A 24,533-nucleotide genomic window follows, 5' to 3' on the forward strand; every position below is an offset into this window, starting at 1 on the left:
GAAGTAACCGAAGATGATCAATTCATTGGAGAAGCCTATCATAATGATTATGTTGATGAGCGTTTGTACATCCGAAAATTGAAATGCAAAAATGGAGACCACAAATACATTCAGTGGAAAGATAAAAAATATACCGAGGACATTATCATTGGTATTGGTCAAGATGTAACTGGTCAAATTCTTCTTCAGAATCAGTATAGAAGTCTAATTGAATCAGCTGCCGATTTGATATACGAAATTGATTTAGATTCAAAAATTACCTATGTAAATCAATTCACAGAAAAAACACTGGGCTTTCCAAAAGAAGAAGTTCTAGACAATTATTTCTATAAATTTATTAGATCAGATTATGTAGACTACGTTGTCGATTTTTATAAAGATATTCCAACGGAAGCTAACGAATACAGTGACTTAGTTTTTCCAATACTGAAAAAAGACAAAGATATCGTCTGGGTTTCTCAAAAAGTAACCTTAAAGAAAGATGAAAATGATGAAGTTATAGGTTTTTCAGCTATTGCCAGAGATATTACATTGATAAAGAGCCTAGAAATTGAACATTATAACAGAAGTAAAAAAGTTAGAATCCATAACGAGACATTAAAAATATTAACTTCTCAAAGTTATTCGAATAAAGATACTTTCAACGGAATACTGAGAAACATACTTAAAATAGCAAGCACGAATTGTACCATCGATAGAGCAAGTTATTGGGCTTTTCAAAAAGATGGCATACGTTGTGAAAGTCTCTATTATTTACAAAGTGATCGCTTTGAAAAAAACTTCTTCTTAGATAAAGAAAGTCATCCTGTCTATTTTAAAAACATTGAAACTGGATCACAAATTGTTGCTTCAAATGTGTATGACAATCTTACTACACAAGAGCTTTGCTTTGATTATTTCCCTAAAAACAATATCAAATCTTTATTAGACACTCCAATATTTATTAATGGTGAAATTAAAGGGATTTTATGTTTTGAAAAAATTGAAAAAGCAACCGAATGGGATAATGAAGACATCAATTTTTCGCGTTCTATTGCCGATTTGATTGCCATTGCCATAGAATCACAATTACTTTTAGAATCGGATAAAAAGCTTTCTTATAAAAGTGAAATTTTGACAGTAATTAATAAAAACACTCAAAAGTTTTTAATGTCCAAAAATACGGATGAAATATTCCATGGAATTTTAGACACAATTGGTAATGTTATCCAAGTGGACCGTTTATCCTTTTTTGAAAACAACTCAGAAACTAAAACTTTAACCCAAAAATATAGATGGTCAGGGGAAACTAAATCATTAACAGAATTAAATCCATTGATTTTAGAAGTTTCATATTCTCAGATTCCAGACGTAGTAGAAAAATTACTTGAAAACAAACCTTATTATTCCGTAACAAGAAAAATAAAAAATGAGTATAGCAAAGCATTTTTTGACAAAGTAGATACAAAATCTATATTACTACTACCTGTTTTCGTTAAAAAAAATCTATATGGTGCCATAGGGTTCGTTGTAACTCAAAATGAACGCGAATGGACCAATGATGAGATTAGCACGCTACAAACTTTAGCTAATAATATTTCCTATGCTATAGAACGAAATATTAACGAATCCATAATCAAAGAAAGTGAAGAGAAATTCCGTCTGCTGGCAAACAACATACCAGGAACTGTGCACCTTTCTCGATATGATGACAAATGGTCTAAAATATATTTGAATGACGAAATAGAAAGACTAACAGGATATCCTAAAGAAGATTTTCTTCAAAATAAAATTTATTATATTGATTTGGTTCATCCAGAAGATTTAAAAATTGTTAAGAACAAAGCAGATGAGTTATTTAAAGAAAAACAAAAAATTCATTTAATCTATCGCATAATAAACAAAGCTGGTCATTATATCTGGGTAGAAGAATTTGGAGAACCTATTTTCAAAGAGGGTAAAATAGAATTTATTGTTGGTATTTTTATCGATATCACAAAAAGAATGGAAGCTGAAGAAGCTATCAAAGCTAAGAATTACGCTGAAGCAGCTAACAAAGCAAAATCTGAGTTTTTGGCAAATATGAGTCATGAAATTAGAACGCCTTTAAATGGCATTATTGGATTCACCGAGCTTTTGATGAATTCTAATTTAGAAACTATCCAAAGGAAATACATGGATACCATCAATCAATCGGCCAATTCTTTGATGGAGGTTATCAATAATATCTTAGATTTCTCAAAAATAGAATCAGGGAAATTAGAACTCAATATTGAAAAAATTAATCTAGAAGAAATTACAAATCAAGTAGTTGATTTAGTAAATTTTGAAGCCAATCTTAAAAAATTAGAAATTAATTTAGACATCGATCCAAAGGTTCCTAAATATATTTGGGTTGATTACATTCGACTAAAACAAGTATTGGTTAATCTACTTAGCAATGCCGTAAAATTTACTGAAAAAGGGGGAATCTGTTTACATGTTTCTGTTTTTGAATTTATTGATCATGATAAAATTCAATTAAAATTTTCTGTAAAGGATACTGGAATTGGTATTAAAAAGAATAATCAATTAAAAATATTTGAAGCATTCTCTCAAGAAGATAACTCGACAACCAAGAAATTTGGTGGAACTGGATTAGGCTTATCGATTTCAAATCAACTGTTAAGCCTAATGAATAGTCAATTAGAGTTAGAAAGCGAATTAGGGAAAGGAAGTGAGTTTAGTTTTGTGTTAGAAGTTCCTTATTCAAACCAACAAGCAACAGAAAAAAACAAACCAGCCTCTATAGCACTAAAAAAATCCGATAATGTGGTAAGTAATGAGGAAAAGGTAATTTATATTGTCGAGGATAATAAAATAAATATGTTTTTGGCAAAGACTTTGATAAAACAAATTCTGCCCAATGCCAGTATTTATGAATTTGAAAACGGAAAAGAGGTATTAGAAAAAACGCAATCTCTTTTACCTGATTTAATATTAATGGACATTCAAATGCCAATAATGAACGGATACGACTCAACACAAGAAATTAGAAAAATTCCACATGTAGAAAAAATTCCAATCATTGCATTAACCGCCGGAACCATAGTAGGAGAAAAAGAAAAATGCATTGAGTATGGTATGAATGATTACATACCAAAGCCAATAGATAAAAGTGTTTTAATAAAAATCATTAGTAAATGGATAACCGCTAATTAAAATGTATTACTATGAAATGGATAGGAAATCGTCAAAGTGACAATGTAGAAGACCGAAGAGGAATGTCAGGTGGTGGAAAGTTGGCACTTGGTGGTGGTGGATTAGCCATAGTCTTTTTTCTTTTAAAAATATTCATGCCCGAAAGCGCCCCCTTAATTGATAACATTCAAAATCAAGTACAACAAAATCAAACGACTACTTCTCAAAGTGGGGATACTATTGAATTAACTCCAGAACAAAAAGAAATTGGTGATTTTGCAAAAACAGTTCTTGCCTACACTGAAGATACTTGGGGCAAGTATTTCAAGAAAACGGAATGGACTATGAAGATCCTAAAATGGTTTTGTTCTCTAATGCTGTAGAAACTGCTTGCGGAAGTGCAACCTTAGCTTCGGGACCGTTTTACTGTCCTGGGGACCAAAAAGTGTATGTGGATTTAGAATTTATGAAAGAACTAAAATCGCGTTTTGGTGCCGAAGGTGGCGATTTCGCGACGGCCTATGTTATTGCTCATGAAGTGGGGCATCATGTGCAAAAGTTACTTGGCACTTCAGACAAAGTAAGACAATTACAATCGGGAAAAAGTGAAGCAGAAGCCAATAAACTTTCGGTTTGCTTAGAGCTCCAAGCTGATTTTTACGCTGGAGTTTGGGCTCATTACAATAAAAAATATTTAGAAGCTGGCGATATTGAAGAAGCGTTAAGTGCAGCCAATGCCGTTGGCGATGATGCTATTCAAAGTAAGATGTCCGGGCAAGTGCAACCCGACACATTCACACATGGTACCTCTGAACAAAGAATGTATTGGTTTAAGAAAGGATATACCACGGGTGACATTAAACAAGGAGACACTTTTTCAGCCTTAATGAATTAAAATTATCAGTAATTAAAGTTAAAAATAGCATTTCAAAAATTTAATTATGATTTTATTGTCATAATCATAAATCGTATTCAACATAACAATTTTAAAGCCAATTTCAAGACATATTGAAGTTGGCTTTTTTAATTTTGTGAAGCAAAAAATAACAAAATGAAAGTAGGCATTGATAGTATCTCATTTGATATTCCACAATTATATTTACCGATTACCACGTTAGCAGAAAAAAGAAATATTGAAGCTGACAAACTCATCAAAGGTTTAGGACTACACAAAATGAGTTTCCTTGATGTCCATCAAGATGTTGTAACAATGGCTTCCAACGCAGCATTAAAACTGATAAAACAGGAAACTATACATCCAAAAGAAATCAATAGAATTTATGTTGGAACCGAAAGCGGCATTGATAGTTCAAAACCTGTTGGTTCCTATGTTTTATCGAATTTAGAACAAATTTTCGGAGAAGCCAGTTTCAGAAATTGTGATGTCGTTGACTTGACATTTGCATGTATTGGTGCTATTGATGCATTACAAAATTGCTTAGATTATATTCGATTAAATCCAACCAAAAAAGCCATTGTAATTGCTTCTGATAATGCCAAATACGATTTAAATTCTACTGGTGAATATACACAAGGTGCTGGTGCTATTGCGATGTTAATCACAGCCAATCCAAGAATAATAAGTTTTTCAAATGAGGTTGGAGTGGCTACTGAAGGTGTATTCGATTTCTTTAAACCAAGACGTCATTTTACAAAAGAAGAGGCACTACAATTAGAAGGAAATCCAGAATGGCATGGGGTTTTAGAAAATGAAATTGCTATTTATAAAGAACAACCTGTATTTGACGGACAGTATTCAAACCAATGCTATATTAACCGAATTACAGAAGCTTACGAACATTACAAGACAGAAAGCAATCAAAAGGGCAAACTCTATCAAAACTGGGCCAACATTCTAATGCATCTTCCCTACTGCTTTCAAGGTCGACGGACTTTTATTGAAATTTTTGCTAATGAAAATCCTGAGCTAGTAGAGAATCAAATTGGAGAAACTGTAAAAGAAAAAATCAAAGCGTTATCTAAAAGTCCAGAATATTTAGCAATGGTTACTGAAAAAATTCTGCCTTCTGAAATAGCATCTGGACAAGTTGGCAACATTTATACTGGTTCCATTTTCTTGGGATTATTATCAACGCTTTGCTATCATTTCAAACAGAAAACAAATTTAACAAATCAAAAATTCGGTTTCATAGCTTACGGCAGTGGTTCCAAATCGAAAGTCTTTGAAGCTGAAATTTCAGAAAATTGGCAAAACCAAATTGAAAAAGTGAAACTATTTGAAACGTTAGAAAAACGTACTTCAATTGATTTTAGTACTTATGAAAAACTGCATAAAAAAGAATTAAAACAATCAGTCATTGTTCCAAAAAGCGAATTTTATTTAGATAGTATTGAAAAAGAAAATCCAGTGTTACTTGGGGCTAGATATTATAAATTTAGTTAACCCAACCACCCTTCTCTATCTAAACTTCTATACTGAATGGCTTCAGCAATATGATTAGAATTTACTGTTTCTGATTCCTCCAAATCGGCTATCGTTCTGGATACTTTCAGAATTCGGTCATAAGCTCGTGCGGAAAGATTGAGTCTTTCCATAGCGGTTTTTAAAAGCTGTAATGAAGCCTCATCTAAAGCACAATATTCCCTAATTTGTTTCGTACTCATTTGGGCATTGTAATGTATAGCTTCAAAATTTTCAAATCGTTTGGATTGAATTTCTCTAGCTTGAGTAACTCGTTTTCTGATTTCATTACTATTTTCTGCAGGATGAGTCTCTGTTAGCTTTTCAAATGGAACGGGAGTCACTTCAATGTGAATATCAATTCTATCTAACAAGGGTCCCGATATTTTACTTAGATAACGTTGCATTTCAGCGGAAGAAGATTGTATTGGGGAATCAGGGTCATTAAAATAGCCACTTGGACTTGGATTCATACTAGCCACTAACATAAAGGAGGAAGGATAGGTTATTGTAAATTTAGCTCTCGAAATAGTCACTTCTCTATCTTCTAAAGGCTGACGCATTACTTCCAAAACTTCTCTTTTGAACTCGGGCAATTCATCTAAAAACAAAACTCCATTATGAGCCAGCGATATTTCTCCAGGCTGTGGATAACTTCCTCCACCAACTAATGAAACACTTGACGCCGTATGATGTGGATTTCTAAAAGGTCTTTGATTCATCAAGCCAGTATCTTTTACTTTACCAGCTACACTATGAATTTTAGTAGTCTCTAAAGCTTCATTTAAGGTCATTGGAGGTAGGATACTCGGTAACCGCTTTGCTAACATTGTTTTCCCAGAACCTGGTGGACCAATCAAAATAAATATAGGTGTCGATATAATAGCATCTTTTTATATCTTTGTTTTTTTATTAAATCATAATGAAGCACGCTGTAATACTAGTTAGGGTTAGTAGCTACTTTCAAGATTTGGGTCCTCAAAAAAATGCACTTTTGGAGTATGCTAAAAATTTAGGGTTTACAAAAATTCATGTAATTGAGACCAAGGAATCTGGATTAGTAGATGAAGTTGATAAAGTGGGGACTACTGAGATGTTTAAGTTCATTGAGCAAAACCCAAAATATCAAACCGTATTTTGCTCTGAGATTTCAAGATTAGCAAGAAGACAATCGGTACTTTTTTCTTTAAGGGATTGGTTTGTTAATAATAGAATACAGCTAATTCTAAAAGAGGGTAATTATAGGCTTTTTGAGGATAATGGAACAGTCTCAGAAAGTGGTTATAATCTTTTTGCACTATACGGAATGTTTGCAGAGTCTGAAATTAGGGCAAAAAAATTCAGATTCCAACAAGCCAAAACAGCTTTGATGAAAGAAGGACTTTCCATACCAGGTAAAGAACTCTTTGGTTATAAAAGAGTACCGTATAATGATAAAAGAAACACTTATGAGGAGCATCCAGTTAATGCAGATATTGTAAGGAAGATTTTCTTCTGGTATATAAATGGAATAGAGGGTACAGGAACATCCAGTACTTCAATAAGTAAAATCGTTAAACATTGCAGTAGTTTGGAGAACTATCCTATCTATACTCATAGCAAAAGGAATATTAACAAACTACTAAAGGAGGAAGCCTATACTGGTTTTAAGATAACAAGCAACAAACGAAAAAACCCAGAATATAAAACGAATAAAAAAGCAGAACCATATATTGTTACAAATACTGAAATTAAATACCTTCAAATAATCTCTAGAGAGGTTTTCAATGAAGTTCAAATGTTACTTCAAACCAACAATACTAGAGTAGAAAAATCAAATACTAACATTACATTGCTTTCAAAGTTGATTGAATGTGAGTATTGTGGTAGGTTCTTCTTAGCGAATTATAGGGTGCTAAATGGTGTAAACAAAAGTGCATATCGATGCTCTGGAAGGACCAGAATGCATCAATGTCAAAACAAAAAAGCGATAAGTCTTGAAATGCTGGATAGTGCCGTTTGGATTACGTTGAAATCCGATATTAAAAATTTTTATGATGCTGTCAAACTCTTCAACCCAGATGAAGAACTAAGAAAAACTGAGCAATTAATAACCAAAACAACGGAAGAAATTAGTTCTTTAGAGACTGAATTAGAAGAGATTTCTGATTTCCAAAAAGTTCTTAAACAAGTTAAGAATAAAAAAATGATGGGTGACCGATTTAGTGAAATCAGTAAACAAATTTCCAAATATGACAGACAACTTGATAAACTAAATGAAGAGTTATTTAGGTTAGAAAACAAAAAGAAAACAATTGATACTAAGAATCAAGATTTTAATTCGATTGTATTATCAAATCTGGATTTAATTGAGAAGTCAAAGGAAAGTGTAAAGAATTACATAAATTTTTTCATTGAAAAAATTTCAATTGAACACCAATCTATGCGATTTACAATTGTCAAACTTAAATTGAAGTATTTTACAAGAAGTAAAACCGTTAAACAAGCAAATGAAATGGATGATTTCATTTATTTGCTTATCGACAAGAAACAAACTCTAAATATTAAATTGTACAAAGCTACGTGTTCTATTAGAGTTATTTCTAATAAAACTATTAGAGTTGGTGGAGACATTGTAAATGTGGATGACCTTCAAACCATAGATGACCAACTACTAAAAATTAAGCCAAGACTATCTGAACTAAAACAATTAGTCTTTAAGAAATATCATTACATTGATAATTTTTTAGCCGATAACAATCAATTTAAAACTAACTAATGCTTTTGTTTTTATCTTGAAATTTTTAGTTAATCTTTTGGGTTTTCATAGTAATCACCCATTTCTGTTTCAAAATCAGTCTTATGTGGTTTTTTATGTTTAATCAAAGATAAATATGACCATTTAGACCGAGCATTGATACTTAAATTATGATTTGTAAAAATCTCTTTTTTTAACCATTTTTTGTATTCTTCAAGGGCTTTGGGGTGCTTGTCTGGATTCATTGCAAAACCAAGATATTCACTGTAAACACCCACTAAATAAGCTTTTACTTTCTTTTCAAGTTCTGCCTTTGTACTGATACCTAAATCCCCTAACCATTCATTAATCAAGAGTCTTTCAAACTCTTTATAGTCCATAAGATTAACTAAAGTCAACATGTAATCATAAAATTCTTGAGTCATTCCTTCTGGTAGAGTTGATTGTGATTCTACCACTTCCTGTTTATTTGTTGAGATTGAATTATTTTTAGTGACCTCATTTTGATTTGGAGTTAAATTACCATACTCAGAAACCGTGTAATGATTTTTCGATTTATCTAATTTTGATTCTTCACGTTTAATGTATCCGCATTCTTCGAGATTTGAGATTGCTTTAAAAAAGGTTGATTTAGTTATATCGAGCCTGTTGCAATATACGGTTGGTGATAGTTTGAAATTTTCATCGGAATCGGACAAAATATTAACGAGAAGTCTAAATCCGTTGGGTGATAATCGCTTGTCTCTTAATATTGAGTTATGTACGGTAGTGAACTGACCGTTCACATTTGCTTTTCTTATAACAGTTTTGTTTTTCATTTGATTGTTTTTTATTTCCTTATTATTTTCCTTTTTTCGGTAAGGAAAGCTGGGGTAATTAACTCCCCAGCAACCGAAAGCAATGTCTGTACAGTTGAATCACATTACTTATCTATAAATATATCACTACGCCCCAAAATGTAAAGTCTAAGTTGAAACTTTTAGTTAAAAAGCTTTTAATGGTATAAATAATAGACCAATATAGGTATAATTATTATACCATATACTATATAAGTATAATAAAAAACTCCGTGAGGTAAGTGTGTTTTTATAGTGATATGAATTTGGAAAATTGTTTTAGCGAGTATCTTCGCATAGGCTTCGATACATCGCCAACAATTTTCAAATCCTTTGGATACAATAATTGTACTAATAAATATCAATAGCGAAGCGAATACTCACTTCAACGAAGAACAAGGCGAAGCCTTTTTATACTAATCAATGAATTAAGGCGAAGCCAAAACCCACATCAACCTACCAAGGATGATTAGTGTTTTATTGACCCAACCTAAAGGAAGTTACCCAGCCCATGCAAATTGAAAGTCCTATTTTTCGGTTTAATTTAAACTATATATTATGAAAGTAAACATGAAAAATCAATTCGAATTGAACCTAAATTACAGAGGTAAAATAATCTGTCAGCGTTACTTTGAGGACCATAATTTCAAAAAGGATGATGTCGAGTTCGAAATTGCAATAAATATAATTAGGTCAGTAACTGTCATGATTAAGAACCATTTGAAATCAGAAACTTTGAAACACCTATATTCTAAGTACAATTCAACCAGTACTAATGAAGATACCTCAAAGACCAGAGACGAGGACCATATTACTGTTGTATTGTTGTTCAATAATCGGGTAGTCTCTACCAGTATGATTCAAATAGATGATTTTCCAGCAAGAATTCGCTATTCAATCGATATCAGACCTATCATTCCGACCTTGATTGCAAAGATTAGAAAGCATTTAAAAAAAGCTTAACCGTTAATGATTGGGCTACCATCCTAAATGGGTAGACCTCCCTCCGTTTGGAGCAGTTACCTCCCCTCCCTAGGACCATCCTCCGTTAACAAAATCATGTCTATGATGTGGGATTCGAACCTAAATATTTCTGGGTAATTTGGAAATTAATTTCCAAAACGCCTTTTTGAAAAAAAATATTTTTTAAATTTTTTATGGATTTTTTTTGAACTCATAATTATCAATAACGATGTTTTATCTCTGCGTTATGGGGCATGACGCACACGTAAACACGAAGCAATTTGTATAGTATTTGCGTGTGAAGATATTTTAAAACCCCTTAGTTCAAAGGTGTTCAATCACTTCAATTGATTTTTACGATTTTTTTCTAAAAGCATGCTTTTTTTTCTTAAGTTTACACGAAGGAAAACTTTAATTTTTTTTAAAGACATGCTGTTAAAAGAACTATTGAAAACAAAGGGGGTTAAGCAAAAATGGTTAGCATCAAGACTTGGTGTTAGTGAAGTGACTGTCAGCAATTGGGTCAAAGAAAAAAGTGTTCCTTCACAAAAACACCTAGAAAAATTGAGTGAAATTTTAAATATTCCAATTAAGGAACTGATAAATTAAAATGACAATATCGAATAAATATGACTTTTCATTTACAGCATCTTCGTTGCGATTAAACGAGATGTTATTGGTTGCTCGTGCCTATCATGATGGTATTGAGGTTGACTATACCAATGACTTAGGTGGTGGTAAATCATCAACAGGTAAACGAATGTTATCAGAGTTCAAGAAAAGAATATCGCACTTAACACCAGCACAGGTTGAAGTGTTGTTAAATAGTGATTTGGTGACCCAAAAACAATTGACTCTGGTCTCAGTATGTAAATCATATTCGTTTATTAGGGAATTCATCGTAGAGGTTGTTCGTGAAAAGGTATTGGTATATGACTATCAAATTACTGATGGTGATTACATATCATTTTACAGAAGAAAGTTCGACTTTCATGAAGAGATGGATTCTCTAACAGAATTGACAGAGAAAAAAATTAAACAAGTAACATTCAAAATACTTGAACAGGCTGGATTAATTAATGACATTAAGAATAGAATTATTCAACCGCAAATCATAGATTACAAACTTATGAAAGCACTGGTCCAAGATAACCCAAATTGGTTGAAAGTACTATTGGTTTCAGATACCGACATACAAAGAGCAAAAGAATAACATGGTAGATATAACAGCAAAATTTTCGCACTTATACAATGTGATTTCATCAAAGCGTTTCTTGAATAAAGAGGCTTTGGGCGGTGAAATCCCATTCTTTATTACAGCTTATGACGCTCGCCAAGAATTAGAAGTTTGTGATTCAATAAAGCTATTAAAGAACAAATTAGAGACTTCTGGTGTATCGGTACTTGAACTAAATTTATACGACATAGTTTGCGACATACTTGAAGAAAAAGGCGGTATGGAACGCATGTTCAAGATTGAGTTATCCAAGGATAAAGATAAGTTTTTGAGTGCATTGCAGTCAACACTTAACATTCATCAAATCCTTATGCCTAGGATAAAACAAATGATTGATGATAATCCATCCAAGGTTTACTTTTTGACAGGTATTGGAATGGTTTTCCCTTACATACGCTCCCACAATATATTGAATAACCTTCAGAATGTTGCCAAAGATTCACCAACGGTTACGTTTTTTCCTGGGGATTACAATGGTCACACATTGAATCTATTCGGATTATTAAAAGACGACAACTATTACAGAGCATTTAATATTGACATCTTAGAACCTAAATAATGATAGTAAAAGATTTTTTCGAAAAAGACATCAATAGAAATATTGAAACGGTAATCAAAGCTGATGACCGAGATAACATCTCAACCGAAGTTGCGGAGTATGTAATAACAAAAGAAATTGGCAAGAAAATCAGAGATTTGTTCCAAAGCTACAATGATTATAGCGGAGCAAATGGTGTTTGGATTTCTGGGTTCTTTGGTAGTGGTAAATCACACTTGCTGAAGATTGTTTCTTACGTATTAGAAAACAAAGAATTCAACGGTTATAAAAGTGGTGAATTGTTTGCCGAAAAAATTGAAGATGATGAGATGCTTAAAGCCGATGTGCTTTCTGCCACCAGAATTCCTTCTGAATCTATTCTATTCAATATTGACCAACAAGCTCAAATTACAAGTAAAGCTGATGCAAATGCAATCCTTTCAGTTTTCTACAAAGTGTTCTATGACCACATAGGGTACTATGGCTTCCAACCACACGTTGCCGAATTTGAAATGTGGCTGGATAAACAGGATAAATACGAAGCCTTTAAACCTTTGTTCAAGGCAAAACATAATTCTGATTGGGAAACAGCTCGAATCGATTATTTTGACCCTCTGGTTACTTCAAGTATAGCTGAAGCATTGGGTGAAATTTTTGGAACTGATTCTTCCAAGTACGAAAATATCTTAGATTCGATAGAGGACAAACATAAGCAATCCATTGAAGATTTCTGCCAAAGAGTAAACGAATACATCAAGATGAAACCAAAAGGTTTTAGGTTGAACTTTTTTGTCGATGAGGTTGGTCAATATATTAGTGATAATACCAAATTGATGTTGAATCTTCAAACTATTGCTGAAACTCTAGCTACAACAACCAAAGGTAATTCATGGATACTTGTAACATCACAAGAAGATATGGAAAAGGTTGTTGGCGACATGAGCAAAAGCCAACAAAATGACTTTTCACGAATCCAAGCAAGATTCAAAATAAAAGTTCCTTTGACTTCAGCAAACGTTGACGAAGTAATCGAAAAAAGGCTCTTAAAGAAAAACAAAGATGCACATACGAGTTTGACCAGCACCTTTAAAAAAGAAAGTGCTTTGTTGGATACCCTATTGAGTTTTTCTGATTCGGGAGTTCAGTTTAAAGGTTTTAAAAACGATGTAGATTTTGCCAATAAGATGCCCTTTGTATCTTATCAGTTCGATTTATTCCAACAATGTAGAATAGCACTTTCAACTCATAATGCTTTTCAAGGTAAACATGCGTCTGTAGGTGAAAGAAGCATGTTGGGTGTATTCCAACAGGTTATTCAAAATATTGAAGAACGTGGTGCTGATTCGTTAGTAAGTTTTGATTTGATGTTCGATGGAATTCGAAACGAATTGAAAGGACAAATACAAAGCTCTATTCAACTAGCAGAGCGTAATCTTGACAATTTGTTTGCGGTTAAGGTCTTGAAAGCTCTTTTCTTAGTGAAATACTTCGGTAATTTCAAAACAACGAAACGCAATATTTCTGTGTTGATGATTGATTCTATTGGAGTTGATTTAAAAACGCACGAACAAAAGATTGACGAAGCGTTGAATTTACTGGAGAATCAAAGCTATGTTCAACGCAATGGTGACATCTATGAATTCTTAACTGATGACGAAAAAGACATCGAAGAAGAAATCAAGAACACCGACATTGATGACCAAGCAATTACCAATTTACTAAAAGAGATTTTGTTTGACGAAATTATTCGAGACAACAAAATTAAATACAATGACAACAAACAGGACTATGAATTCACCAGCAAGATTGACGGTGTTGTATTGGGGCGTGAAAAAGAATTGGAGATAGAGATACTCACTGAGAACTATTCTGATTTTACCAACATCACTTTTATACAATCTCAAACGATAGCTAGTTCTGGAATGAAGATTTTGCTTCCTTCTGACGCTACATTCATGAAGGACCTTAAGATGTATTTAAAAACAGATAAATACAACAAACAAAACCAATCAACAGCAAACAAAAGCGAGGTAAAAAGAATCCTTCAAGACAAAGGGATGCAAAATGCAGAACGAAGAAGAAACCTTTTATTGATGGCAAACAAAGCCTTGGCTTCTGCTGATGTTTTTTTGAATGGTGAAAAGATTCAAACTGGTCAATCTTCAGATGGCAAAACACTTGTCGTAAATGCCTTCCAAAATTTGATTAAAACGGTTTATGTGAACTTAAGAATGTTGGGAGCTACTCAGTTTTCAGAAGATACTTTCAAGCAAGTTATTGGTGGTAAAGCTGATGATTTGTTTAAATCGGATGATGAAACCATGAGTGAGGCTGAATCTGAAATCTTGACTATTATCAACAGAAGAAAAGGACAGTCTGATAGAACTACTTTAAATGACCTTAAAACCATTTTCGCAAAGAAACCTTACGGTTGGTATCAAAATGCGGTTTGGACCATTGTAGCCAAATTATACAAGCGTGGTAAGATTGAAATCAAGAAGGATTCAAACGTATTGGAAGACATTGATGTTATTCAAGCTTTGTTAAATTCTGCTAGTTACGCAAATACTTTGCTAGAGCCACAAGCTGTTATTGACCCGAAATTAGTAAAAGATTTGAAGGTAGTATATGCGGAAGCATTTGACGAGAATTGCTCATTAAATGACGCTAAAGATGTTGCTAATGCTTTCAAAGAAAAACTCAAAGAAATGAATGGTGATTTAGCTCAATTGATGGCTAGACAAAGTGAACTTCCGTTCATGTCAAGTTTGACTGAGTTTAAAGAGTTGATAGCTAAATTATCCAACAAAGAATACAGTTATTACCTTACAAATCTTAAAGATTTTGAAGATGAGTTACTAGATACCAAGGAAAATCTACTGGACCCAATCAAGCGATTTATCAATGGTGACCAGTTAAAAATTTACGAAGGTATAAGAACAATCGTAAAGAGTGATGTTTCCAACTTTGATTACGTTGAAGGTAATGAATTCAATATTTTAAAGGAGTTATTGGATAACCCAAAACCTTATAGCGGTAATTCAATAAAAGAAGCTAAAACAGCTCAAGATGAATTAACTAAGAAAGTTTTGGAACGTATCAGTGAAGAGAAAACCAAAGCTATTTCTGCTATCCAAGGTGCTATAGATGACATCAAATCAAAAGAAGAATTTATCATGTTAGATTCAGCAAATCAAAACAAGATAACCCTTCCTTTTCAAGAGGTTATCGATAAACTACAGACGCAACGTTACATTGCTTTGATTCGTGATGCCAAATCAAAAACACTGGAACACTTATTTCCAAAGCAGTTAAACGAAATGATTCGTTTGAGTACTCCAGCGGATAGTGGTTCTGGTGTAGTAAATGAGCCAACACCACATTACATAAGAAGAGCTTCCATCAAGGTTGATTTTGACAAAACAGAATTGAGGACCGAAGCTGATGTAAATGACTATGTTGAGGCACTTAAAAAGGCTTTGTTAGAACAGATTAAAGAATCTAGAAGAATTTCATTATAATGAATACAAACGCTCTAAAAAAATTCGCTCAAGAAGCCAGAAGGAAACTCCTAGAACAAGTGGGAGCTAAATTGGAATATGTATTGCATACTGATACACCCGAACTTCGTGAGAAAGCAGACCAAGTTCAAAAGCTAAAAGAAGCCATTCAGAGGACTTCTAAGGAACAAATAATAGATAAGGTTACATACACTTGGTTTAACCGTTTTATGGCGTTACGCTTCATGGATGCTAATGATTACCAACCCATAGGTATTCGTGTGTTGACACCAAAGGATGGCTACACCCTTCCAGAATTATTGGATGAGGCTAAGCAAGGTCACATTCCAGAAGAGCTTTCGGTTAAGAACCAACGAATCTATGATTTATTGGATGGAAAAATACCGAGTACCAATGCACAAAATGAGGCATACAAAGACTTATTGATTGGAGCATGTAACCATTTGAATAAAGTTTTTCCTTTCTTGTTTGAAAGAATCAACGATTACACCGAGTTGTTGTTGCCAGATGACCTTACATCAGAACTATCCATTATACAAGATATTCGTGATGGAATGAGTATTGAAGATTGTGCTGAAGTGGAAGTTATCGGATGGTTGTATCAATTTTATATTTCTGAGAAAAAAGATGAGGTTTTTGCCTCAAAATCGGCTGTTAAAAAGGAAGATATACCAGCCGCAACTCAGTTGTTTACACCACGTTGGATTGTAGAATATATGGTTCAAAATACTGTTGGAAAGTTATGGTTACAAAACAAACCTAATTCCAAGTTAAGAGAGCACATGCCATATTTTATTGAATCTCCTTCGGTGACCAATGAAGACTACTTAAAGTTAAATTCTATTGAAGAATTAACATTGCTGGACCAAGCTTGTGGTAGTGGTCACATATTGGTTTATGGTTTTGATTTATTGTACAAAATTTACGAAGAAGAAGGATACAATACCAACGAGATACCAGAACTCATTATCAAAAACAATCTATTCGGTTTCGAAATTGATGAACGTGCATCACAATTAGCTGGAATGGCATTGATGATGAAAGCCAGAAGTTATAACAGAAGATTTTTTAGAAAAGAAGTTGAACCGACTATACTTTGTTATAAAGATTTGGTACTGAGCAAAGATGAATATAATGAAACATTTAAGCAAATTGGAATTAAGTTAACAGATGAGTTAAATTACGATTTAACACAAATGCAACAGGCAACCAACTATGGTTCTTTGATTGTACCACATACTTCTACCCAAGAATTAGAAAGGACATTAGTTGGAATTATTGCGAAAGAAAATACTAGTGATGCATTCCTAAAGTATCAACTAGAACAATTGAAAATATCTATTGAACAGTTGATTCTTTTGAGTAAAAAATACCATTGTATTGTAGATAACCCACCGTACATGGGTGGTGGAAATATGAACAAAATTTTAGGTGATTATGTAAAAGTAAACTACCCAGATAGCAAAGCAGATTTGATGGCTTGCTTTATGGAAGCTGGAATTAATATGTTACAAACAAGAGGCTTTTTAGGTATGATAAACCAACATTCTTGGATGTTCTTGAGTAGCTACGAAAAACTTCGTGAGAGACTAGTTAAAAACGTTTTCTTCGATACTAATTTGCATCTAGGTTCTCGTACTTTTCCAGAGATTGGTGGTGAAGTGGTACAAAATGCTTCTTTTACTTTTTGGAATAGGACATTAGATGATAAAGGTGTTTATTTTAGATTAGTTGATTTTAATTCATCTGAGCTAAAACGATTGGCTACAATAGAAATTGAAACTAACAAAAGCTCAAAATTATACTTTATCAAAAGCCAAAATAATTTTGAAAAAATCCCTGGCAATCCAATTGGATATTGGTTGAGTGAGAGATATTTAAAACTCTTTAACAACAAACTACTTGGGGAAGTTGAACTTCCAAAAAAGGGTGCAGATACTGGTAAAAATGATTATTTTCTAAGACTTTGGAGTGAAGTAGAATATAATAGAATTGATAGAAACTGCAAGTGGGTATTTTACAATAAAGGTGGCAATTTTAGAAGATGGTATGGTAATTTTGATTACATTATCAATTGGCAAAATGAAGGAGAAGAACTCAAAAATTCGAGTGCCAATTTGAGAAGTAAGGACTTATATTTTCAAGACTCAATTTCATGGAATGCATTATCATCAAATAAATTTTGTGCAAGATTTTCTGACAAAAAGACAATTTTCGATTCTGCTGGGTCATCATTATTTCTTGAAAGTAAACTAAACAATTTTAATGTTTATTTAGGTTTTTTAAACTCAAGAGTATCTCAAGAAATATTAAATATAATCAATCCTACCCTCAATTATGGTGCTGGTACAGTGGCATCATTACCAATAATAAAAATTGAAAATGAAGAAATATCAGAATTAGTAAATAAATCTATAGATATAGCAAAAGAGGATTGGATTTCATATGAAAATTCAGATGATTTTATTCAGTCTAAAATCATTAGTCACAAATCCCAAGACCTTGAAGAAGCTTTTGACCTCTATCAGCAATACTGGAAAAATAGATTTTACCAATTACACAAAAACGAAGAAGAGCTAAATAAAAAATTCATAGAAATCTATGGTTTACAAGCGGAATTATCACCAGAAGTTCAAATAGAAGATATAACTATTCTAAAAGAAGAAACAGTAATTGAGAATGGGCAATTGACATTTAAAACAGAGGAAGTTTTTGCTCAGTTCTTGAGTTATGCGGTGGGTTGCATGTTTGGTCGTTATTCATTAGACAAAGGAGGATTAATTCTTGCCAATCAAGGTGAAACTCTTGAAGACTATTTGGCAAAAATAGAAAAGACCAAGGACCAATTGAGTTTTATTCCAGATGATGACAACATTATACCTGTTCTGGATGACGAATGGTTTGAGGATGACATTACAGGACGTTTTCATGCGTTTCTAAAAGCAAGTTTCGGTACTGCTAACTTTGATAAAAACTTGGCATTTGTAGAAGAGTGTCTGGGTAAAGATGTTCGCAAATATTTTGTGAAAGATTTTTACAACGACCATATCAAGCGTTACAAGAAAAGACCAATTTATTGGATGTTCTCGTCACCCAAAGGTTCATTCAATGTGTTGATTTACATGCACCGCTATACAACAGATACTCTTAATAAAATTTTGAATGGCTATCTGATTGAGTATAGAGAAAAGCTAAACACTCGTTTGGAACACTTGGACCATTTAATCGTGTCTGGTTCTTCCACAGAACAAACTAAAGCTCAAAAGGAAAAAGACAAGCTTAAATTGGTGCTTATAGAGCTTCAAGAATACGAAAGAGAAACACTGAGACCTTTGGCTATAGAACGCATCAATATAGACCTAGATGAAGGTGTTTTGGTAAACTATAACAAGTTTGGTAAAGCAATCAAAGATGTCGCTGGATTAAATGATGCTAAGACAAAGAAAAAGGTTAAAGAGTTTGATTGGATTGATGTAACGCAAATAAGATAGAGAATGACAATAAGAAAATTAATAGAGCAAATTGAGTACTTAGATGAAAATCTACAACAAAATGGTTTTTGGGAAACTACCCAAGATAATTACAATACAATAATAAGTAATAGGCAAAACATTGTTTTGCTAAAGGAACTAACTGAAAAACAAATGCTTAAAATGAGTGCCTTGTACTCAAGTGAAACTCCGTTATTTCTTAAATCAATATTAGTACCAAATGGTTGTCAACCATTCACGGAAACAAATTTTGTTCAACTTTTTCAAGATTTATTGAGTTCAAATGTTGTAGATGTAAATCAATACTACAATGAAATAACTCCAATATTTAATGACTTGATTGCAAAGATTACAGAAAACATTGAAAAATTGGAGAACTTGAAATCTATTTTTAAACCCTATCTTGATAAAGATTATTCAACTCTTCAAACTGATGAAAACGCAATTTTTTCCATCAAATTTAATGATGAAAAAACAATCGGTGGATTGAAAAATTTGGCTAAAGAAATTAATAAATGGAATACTAGTCTTTTGATATATTATGGTCTGATTAAAGGTGAATCACCAAAGGATATTGAATTAATTGAAGTTGATAATGGTTCCATTGATTTCGTCATTAATATCAATTTTGACATAGCAAGCAAGTTTTTAGAATTAATCAAAGTAGGTTTTGAAGTATTTTCTGCATACCTATTATACAAAACTACAGTTGCTCAGATTACTAAAAGTTATGGTGATAATCAAAAACTAATTGATGGTGAAAAACAAAGAGAAGAAGACCTTCTTGAAAACATATCAATTCAAGTTGAGAAAGCAATTAAAAGACAGCTTAAGGAGCATAAAAAAGGAACGAAACCTCAAATAGAAGCATTAGACAAAAAAATTGAGGTCATTGCCAAATTGGTTAAAGAACACATCGTAAAAGGGAACTCTGTTAAACTGCTTTCTTCTCCAGAAGCAGAAAGAGAAAATACAGCTTTGGTCCAGAAAGATAATCAAGAACTAACAGAAAAAACTAAAATCCTGTTTAAGCAATTAGGTCCAGAGGAACAGATTAAACTTTTGGAGGCTTTTGTTCAAGAGACAGAGGAGAGCATATAATTATTACCTAGGTTCTATGAATAAAATATCAGAAGCATTAATAAAGTTGTTCAATAAACATCGTATCATTTTTTGGTACGATGAAAAGGAAGAACTTACAGAACAATTCAACGAGGTGTTACTTGATGATGTGTCCAAAATTCACGTTCAAGGAAACGAATTTGCTGTCAAACACATTATCAACAAACAAAACCCTAAAGGTAAGTTTCTATTGTACTTTACAGGAGAAAAACCAGCCAACGAAGACAATTGGTTGTTGGATATGGAATTAGCACATCAAGTGTTTCATACAGACCAAGAAGCGATGTGGCTTCAAGAAATGGGATTGGGTTATCATCTGAAAGAGTTGGTTACCGAGCACATGGAGTTTTTTAGAGCTAAAGAACGAAGACTGAAGCTAAAAGATTTTTTGGGTGACGGTGATGATTATCAAGAAATACGTTATAAGATGCTTGCTGTTACATTTGGAACTGAGAACATCAGTTTGGTAACATATATACATGCACACGCTTCCTCTTTTTCTGATGGAAACGAAAAGTTTGACAAGGACCTAGATAGGTATAATTTAACCAAATACTACTGGAGCGAAATTAAACGAAAGTATAACTACACAAATGATTTACCTTCAATTTACGATTTCCTTCTGGAAGTATTTAATTCAAACTTCGTACTTGGAATTAAAAATGGAATAGCAAAAGAATCAAGGCTTTTGTTATCACTTTGGAAAGACACAATTCAATTTAGAGAGTTTTTCGGAAAGGTTTCGGATAAAATCGCAATAGACATTGATGTAGAAAACAAGTTGAATCAATCAAATATAGATTCTCTTGTGAGTGATGACTTGTTTAAACTCATTGATAAGAAGGTAATCCATGAGCTTGTTAATTTAATTACTTCTGAAGGAATATCAAACGATAAAGTTTTACAGTATGTGAAACAACGTGAAAATAAATATTGGTATGGTGAACTGGAATCATTTTATCAAAGTATTGTTTTTGCATCGCAAATGATAACATTGGTTAGAAAAAATGGCAACACCAAATATGATTCATTTGCTGAAGGAACTAAGGATTACGCAACCAGTCTTTACGAAATAGATTTGTTGTACCGTAAATTTATTTGGAGCTATAGAAGGACCAATCAAAATAAAATTCTTGCAGAATTAGCTGATAAGGTAGAGAAAGTATATTCAAATGACTGGTTGTTGATATATAACAACAACTGGCAAAGTGTGATTGATAATCTTTCATCATGGACCATCGATTCAGCAACCAGTCAAAAACATTTTTACAATACACATGTAAAGCCTGTAGTCGATAAAAAACAACGATTGTTTGTGATTATATCAGATGCGTTTAGATATGAATGTGGTGCTGAATTAGCAAAAAAATTACAATCAGAGAACCGATACGAAGCCTCAATTGGTCACATGGTTGCAAGTTTACCCTCATATACTCAATTGGGGATGGCTTCATTACTTCCTCATAAAGAATTAAGTATTCAAGATGGTAGTGATTTGGTCCTCATAGATGGTATGTCAAGTAGTGGTATTCAAGGTCGTTCAAAAATTCTTGAAACTAACTCTGACGCTAGAGCAACAGCAATCAAGGCAGAGGACTTTATGAAGATGAATTCTGCCAAAGAAGGTCGTGATTTTGTGAAACAATATGATTTGATTTACATCTACCATAATCGAATAGATAAGACTGGTGACGATAAAACAACAGAAGAAAAAGTATTTGAAGCTGTTGAAGAAGAGTTTGCATTCTTGATGGATATGCTAAAGAAGATAAACAACATGAATGGTTATAATATGATAATAACTTCCGACCATGGTTTTATCTATCAACATAATGAATTAGCAGAAAGTGATTTTAGTGAATCAAATCACATAGGTGAAATTTGGAAGGAAAACAGAAGATTTATCTTAGGTAAAAACCTTTCTAATGATTCAGCAACAAAAGCATTTAAAAGCGAACAACTTGATATAAAATCGGGTGTTGATGTATTGATTCCAAAATCCATAAACAGACTAAGAATAAAGGGTGCTGGTTCACGTTTTATTCATGGTGGAGCATCTTTACAAGAAATAGTAATTCCGTTGGTTAAAATCACTAAAACAAGACAGGATACAACAACTCAAGTTGACATCGACATCATTAAATCTACTGACAGAATTACAACAAATATTCTTGCAGTTTCATTTATTCAGAAAGAAGCTGTTAGCGAGCAAGTATTACCTAGAAACATTCGAGCTTTTATACGTGCAGAAGACGGTGAGGAATTAAGTGACCAATTCAAATACAATTTTGACATCGAAGAAGGAAGCGAACGACAAAGAGAAGTTAAACATCGATTCCAGTTAAGTTCTAAAGCCAGTGGAAAGTACAAAAACCAAAGAGTGCTATTGGTTTTAGAAGAACCTGTTGAAGGCACTTCAAAATGGAAACAATACCAAGAATACTATTACACGTTGAATATATCGTTTACAAACGACTTTGATGATTTTTAATATATGAAAGCATTAGACACAAAATTAAACGAACACTTTGGTGGTAAGGTGGTTCGTAAAGACCTTACAAAATTAGTCAAAGGAAATGCTATTGTACCTATATATGTTCTTGAGTATCTTCTTGGACAGTATTGTGCTACAAGTGATGAAGAAACCATACTTCAAGGAGTTGAAACGGTTAAGAATATAATAACCAAACACTTTGTTCACAGAGACGAGGCACAAATCATTAAGTCAACTGTAAGAGAAAAAGGGTCGCATAGAATCATTGATAAAATCTCGGTTAAACTAAATGATAGAGAAGACCAATACGAAGCATACTTTGCCAATTTAGGACTTAATAGAATTCCAATTGCTGATTCAGTGATTCGTGAGCACCAAAAACTATTGTCAAGTGGTGTTTGGTGTATTTTAACTTTGGGATATGTTTCTACTGATGAAAAAGGTACATCACCTTGGGTTATTGAAACCATAAAACCAATTCAAATTTCTATTAGCAACCTTGAAGAGTTTAAAGAAGGAAGAAAATCTTTTAGTAAAGAAGAATGGATGGATGTTCTTCTTCAAACCATAGGTTTAAATCCAGATGAATTTACTTTTAGGTCCAAGTTGCTTCAATTAACAAGACTTGTCCCATTTGTTGAGAATAACTACAACTTGATTGAGCTTGGTCCAAAAGGAACGGGTAAATCACACATTTTTTCGGAGCTTTCACCACATGGAATGTTGATTTCTGGTGGTGAAGTTTCAAAGGCTAAACTATTTGTAAATAACAGCTCTGGAGAAATCGGATTAGTTGGTTACTGGGATGTGGTTGCTTATGATGAGTTTGCTGGTAAAACCAAATCTACTGACCGTGGATTGGTTGACATCATGAAGAACTACATGGCAAACAAATCCTTTTCAAGAGGAACTCAAGTCTATGGTGCTTCAGCGTCAATGGTTTTTGTTGGTAATACGGACCACAGTGTTCCATACATGTTGAAACATAGCAACTTGTTTGATGCGTTACCAAAGGACTACTATGACACAGCTTTCTTAGACAGAATCCATGCCTATTTGCCAGGGTGGGAAGTTCAAAAACTAAGAAACGATATGTTCACATCTGACTATGGATTCATAGTTGATTACTTAGCAGAAATACTCAAAGAGCTTCGTAAAGAAGACAGGACCAATGAATATTCAAAATACTTCGAATTATCTGATTCGATAACGACCAGAGATAAAACGGCTATCATCAAAACTTGTGCTGGATTAGCAAAAATACTATATCCACATGGTGAAGTATCTGAAGTAGAAATGAAGGAGCTTTTAGATTTTGCTATTGAATGTAGAAAACGAGTAAAGCTTCAATTGCAGAATATGGATGAAACTTTTGAAGAAGTTGATTTTAGCTATACTATCAAAAGTTCTGGTAAAAAAGTTGAAATAGAAACTCTTGAAGTTCTGGAGCATCTAAAACCTATTTTTGAAAAGCAAGTAATTGAATCAGAAATAAAATCCGAGGATGCAATAGAAACTAAAGTAACAACACCAATTACACTTAGTGCTGGTCAAAAAATAATCAGAGATAACCAAACAGGGATTTCTTATGATTTACTTTTTGGAGCTTATTTACTTGGAACAACAGATTTTAAAGTAGTTGACCCTTATGTAAGACTACCGTATCAACTGAGGAATTTTATGGAGCTGGCAAAACTAATCTCGGAGAAAAAAGACCCAGATACTGAGGTAAAATTGCATCTGGTAACAAGTAACAATGAAGATTATATAGAAGGTGCAAAAGACGCTTTTGAGCAAATGACCTATTCTTTAGAATCGATTGGGATTATTTTCACCTACGAATTCGATGAAAATATTCATGACCGTTCAATAGTGATGAATAATGGTTGGAAGATTGTTTTAGGTCGTGGATTGGATATTTGGCAGAAGACAGGAGGATGGTATGATGTCAATGAATACATCCAAGAAAAGAGATTGTGTAAAGCTTGTGAAGTGACGTTTGTAAAATAATTT

At 33.0% G+C, this 24,533-nt stretch carries 13 protein-coding genes and 2 pseudogenes; 13 read left to right on the forward strand and 2 right to left on the reverse strand.

The annotated features are described in order from the left end of the window. The first annotated feature begins 78 nt into the window (after positions 1 to 78). From OLM53_RS03900 to OLM53_RS03910, 3 genes and pseudogenes are all read left to right on the forward strand, one after another. Positions 79 to 3,180, forward strand: coding sequence for a PAS domain S-box protein (locus tag OLM53_RS03900; protein ID WP_264521751.1), 3,102 nt, complete (start codon positions 79 to 81; stop codon positions 3,178 to 3,180). Between the two features lie 11 nt (positions 3,181 to 3,191). After that, positions 3,192 to 4,054: pseudogene (locus OLM53_RS03905) on the forward strand (neutral zinc metallopeptidase). Positions 4,055 to 4,210: 156 nt separating this feature from the next. Beyond that, the gene (locus OLM53_RS03910) at positions 4,211 to 5,563 is read left to right on the forward strand and encodes a hydroxymethylglutaryl-CoA synthase family protein (protein ID WP_264521752.1); all 1,353 of its coding nucleotides are present in this window, start codon (positions 4,211 to 4,213) and stop codon (positions 5,561 to 5,563) included. Here OLM53_RS03910 and OLM53_RS03915 read toward each other — a convergent pair. Further along, positions 5,560 to 6,444: pseudogene (locus OLM53_RS03915) on the reverse strand (YifB family Mg chelatase-like AAA ATPase); the annotation flags it as partial. The gene OLM53_RS03910 and the pseudogene OLM53_RS03915 overlap by 4 nt on opposite strands. Before the next feature lie 59 nt (positions 6,445 to 6,503). On the opposite strand from OLM53_RS03915, the gene OLM53_RS03920 reads away from it, so the two are divergent. Continuing rightward, positions 6,504 to 8,339: a recombinase family protein gene (locus OLM53_RS03920; protein ID WP_264521753.1), complete on the forward strand. Its 1,836-nt coding sequence runs from the start codon at positions 6,504 to 6,506 to the stop codon at positions 8,337 to 8,339. Between the two features lie 29 nt (positions 8,340 to 8,368). On the opposite strand, the gene OLM53_RS03925 is transcribed toward OLM53_RS03920, so the two are convergent. After that, complete coding sequence (locus OLM53_RS03925) at positions 8,369 to 9,136, reverse strand: MarR family transcriptional regulator (RefSeq protein WP_264521754.1); 768 nt, start codon at positions 9,134 to 9,136, stop codon at positions 8,369 to 8,371. A gap of 588 nt (positions 9,137 to 9,724) precedes the next feature. Between OLM53_RS03925 and OLM53_RS03930 the strand changes: the two genes are divergently transcribed. The 9 genes from OLM53_RS03930 (at position 9,725) to brxL (ending at position 24,530) form a co-directional block, all read left to right on the forward strand. Next, positions 9,725 to 10,117 (forward strand): hypothetical protein, encoded by a 393-nt coding sequence (locus OLM53_RS03930; protein ID WP_264521755.1) that lies wholly within the window; start codon positions 9,725 to 9,727, stop codon positions 10,115 to 10,117. 429 nt (positions 10,118 to 10,546) lie between these two features. Beyond that, complete coding sequence (locus OLM53_RS03935; protein ID WP_264521756.1) at positions 10,547 to 10,726, forward strand: helix-turn-helix domain-containing protein; 180 nt, start codon at positions 10,547 to 10,549, stop codon at positions 10,724 to 10,726. Position 10,727: 1 nt separating this feature from the next. After that, positions 10,728 to 11,330: a DUF1819 family protein gene (locus OLM53_RS03940; RefSeq protein ID WP_264521757.1), complete on the forward strand. Its 603-nt coding sequence runs from the start codon at positions 10,728 to 10,730 to the stop codon at positions 11,328 to 11,330. 1 nt (position 11,331) lies between these two features. Next, positions 11,332 to 11,913: a DUF1788 domain-containing protein gene (locus OLM53_RS03945; protein ID WP_264521758.1), complete on the forward strand. Its 582-nt coding sequence runs from the start codon at positions 11,332 to 11,334 to the stop codon at positions 11,911 to 11,913. Then, positions 11,913 to 15,413 (forward strand): BREX system P-loop protein BrxC, encoded by a 3,501-nt coding sequence (brxC, locus tag OLM53_RS03950; protein ID WP_264521759.1) that lies wholly within the window; start codon positions 11,913 to 11,915, stop codon positions 15,411 to 15,413. Before OLM53_RS03945 ends, brxC begins: the two co-directional genes overlap by 1 nt. After that, positions 15,413 to 18,904 (forward strand): BREX-1 system adenine-specific DNA-methyltransferase PglX, encoded by a 3,492-nt coding sequence (gene pglX / locus OLM53_RS03955; protein ID WP_264521760.1) that lies wholly within the window; start codon positions 15,413 to 15,415, stop codon positions 18,902 to 18,904. The genes brxC and pglX overlap by 1 nt, the downstream gene beginning before the upstream one ends. A gap of 3 nt (positions 18,905 to 18,907) precedes the next feature. Next, positions 18,908 to 20,005, forward strand: coding sequence for a hypothetical protein (locus OLM53_RS03960; protein WP_264521761.1), 1,098 nt, complete (start codon positions 18,908 to 18,910; stop codon positions 20,003 to 20,005). Positions 20,006 to 20,021: 16 nt separating this feature from the next. Then, the gene (gene pglZ / locus OLM53_RS03965) at positions 20,022 to 22,517 is read left to right on the forward strand and encodes a BREX-1 system phosphatase PglZ type A (RefSeq protein ID WP_264521762.1); all 2,496 of its coding nucleotides are present in this window, start codon (positions 20,022 to 20,024) and stop codon (positions 22,515 to 22,517) included. Between the two features lie 3 nt (positions 22,518 to 22,520). Next, on the forward strand, positions 22,521 to 24,530 hold the full coding sequence (gene brxL, locus OLM53_RS03970; RefSeq protein ID WP_264521763.1) for a BREX system Lon protease-like protein BrxL: 2,010 nt from the start codon (positions 22,521 to 22,523) through the stop codon (positions 24,528 to 24,530). Positions 24,531 to 24,533 lie beyond the last annotated feature (3 nt).

The sequence above is a fragment of the Flavobacterium sp. N1994 genome, from assembly GCF_025947145.1.
Lineage (GTDB): Bacteria > Bacteroidota > Bacteroidia > Flavobacteriales > Flavobacteriaceae > Flavobacterium.

Coding starts and splice junctions, on each gene's coding strand:
- brxC (WP_264521759.1), top strand. CDS start 11,913: ATGATAGTAAAAGATTTTTTCGAAAAAGACATCAATAGAAATATTGAA.
- pglZ (WP_264521762.1), top strand. CDS start 20,022: ATGAATAAAATATCAGAAGCATTAATAAAGTTGTTCAATAAACATCGT.
- brxL (WP_264521763.1), top strand. CDS start 22,521: ATGAAAGCATTAGACACAAAATTAAACGAACACTTTGGTGGTAAGGTG.
- OLM53_RS03940 (WP_264521757.1), top strand. CDS start 10,728: ATGACAATATCGAATAAATATGACTTTTCATTTACAGCATCTTCGTTG.
- OLM53_RS03930 (WP_264521755.1), top strand. CDS start 9,725: ATGAAAAATCAATTCGAATTGAACCTAAATTACAGAGGTAAAATAATC.
- OLM53_RS03945 (WP_264521758.1), top strand. CDS start 11,332: ATGGTAGATATAACAGCAAAATTTTCGCACTTATACAATGTGATTTCA.
- OLM53_RS03960 (WP_264521761.1), top strand. CDS start 18,908: ATGACAATAAGAAAATTAATAGAGCAAATTGAGTACTTAGATGAAAAT.
- OLM53_RS03920 (WP_264521753.1), top strand. CDS start 6,504: ATGAAGCACGCTGTAATACTAGTTAGGGTTAGTAGCTACTTTCAAGAT.
- OLM53_RS03925 (WP_264521754.1), bottom strand. CDS start 9,136: ATGAAAAACAAAACTGTTATAAGAAAAGCAAATGTGAACGGTCAGTTC.
- OLM53_RS03935 (WP_264521756.1), top strand. CDS start 10,547: ATGCTGTTAAAAGAACTATTGAAAACAAAGGGGGTTAAGCAAAAATGG.
- OLM53_RS03910 (WP_264521752.1), top strand. CDS start 4,211: ATGAAAGTAGGCATTGATAGTATCTCATTTGATATTCCACAATTATAT.
- pglX (WP_264521760.1), top strand. CDS start 15,413: ATGAATACAAACGCTCTAAAAAAATTCGCTCAAGAAGCCAGAAGGAAA.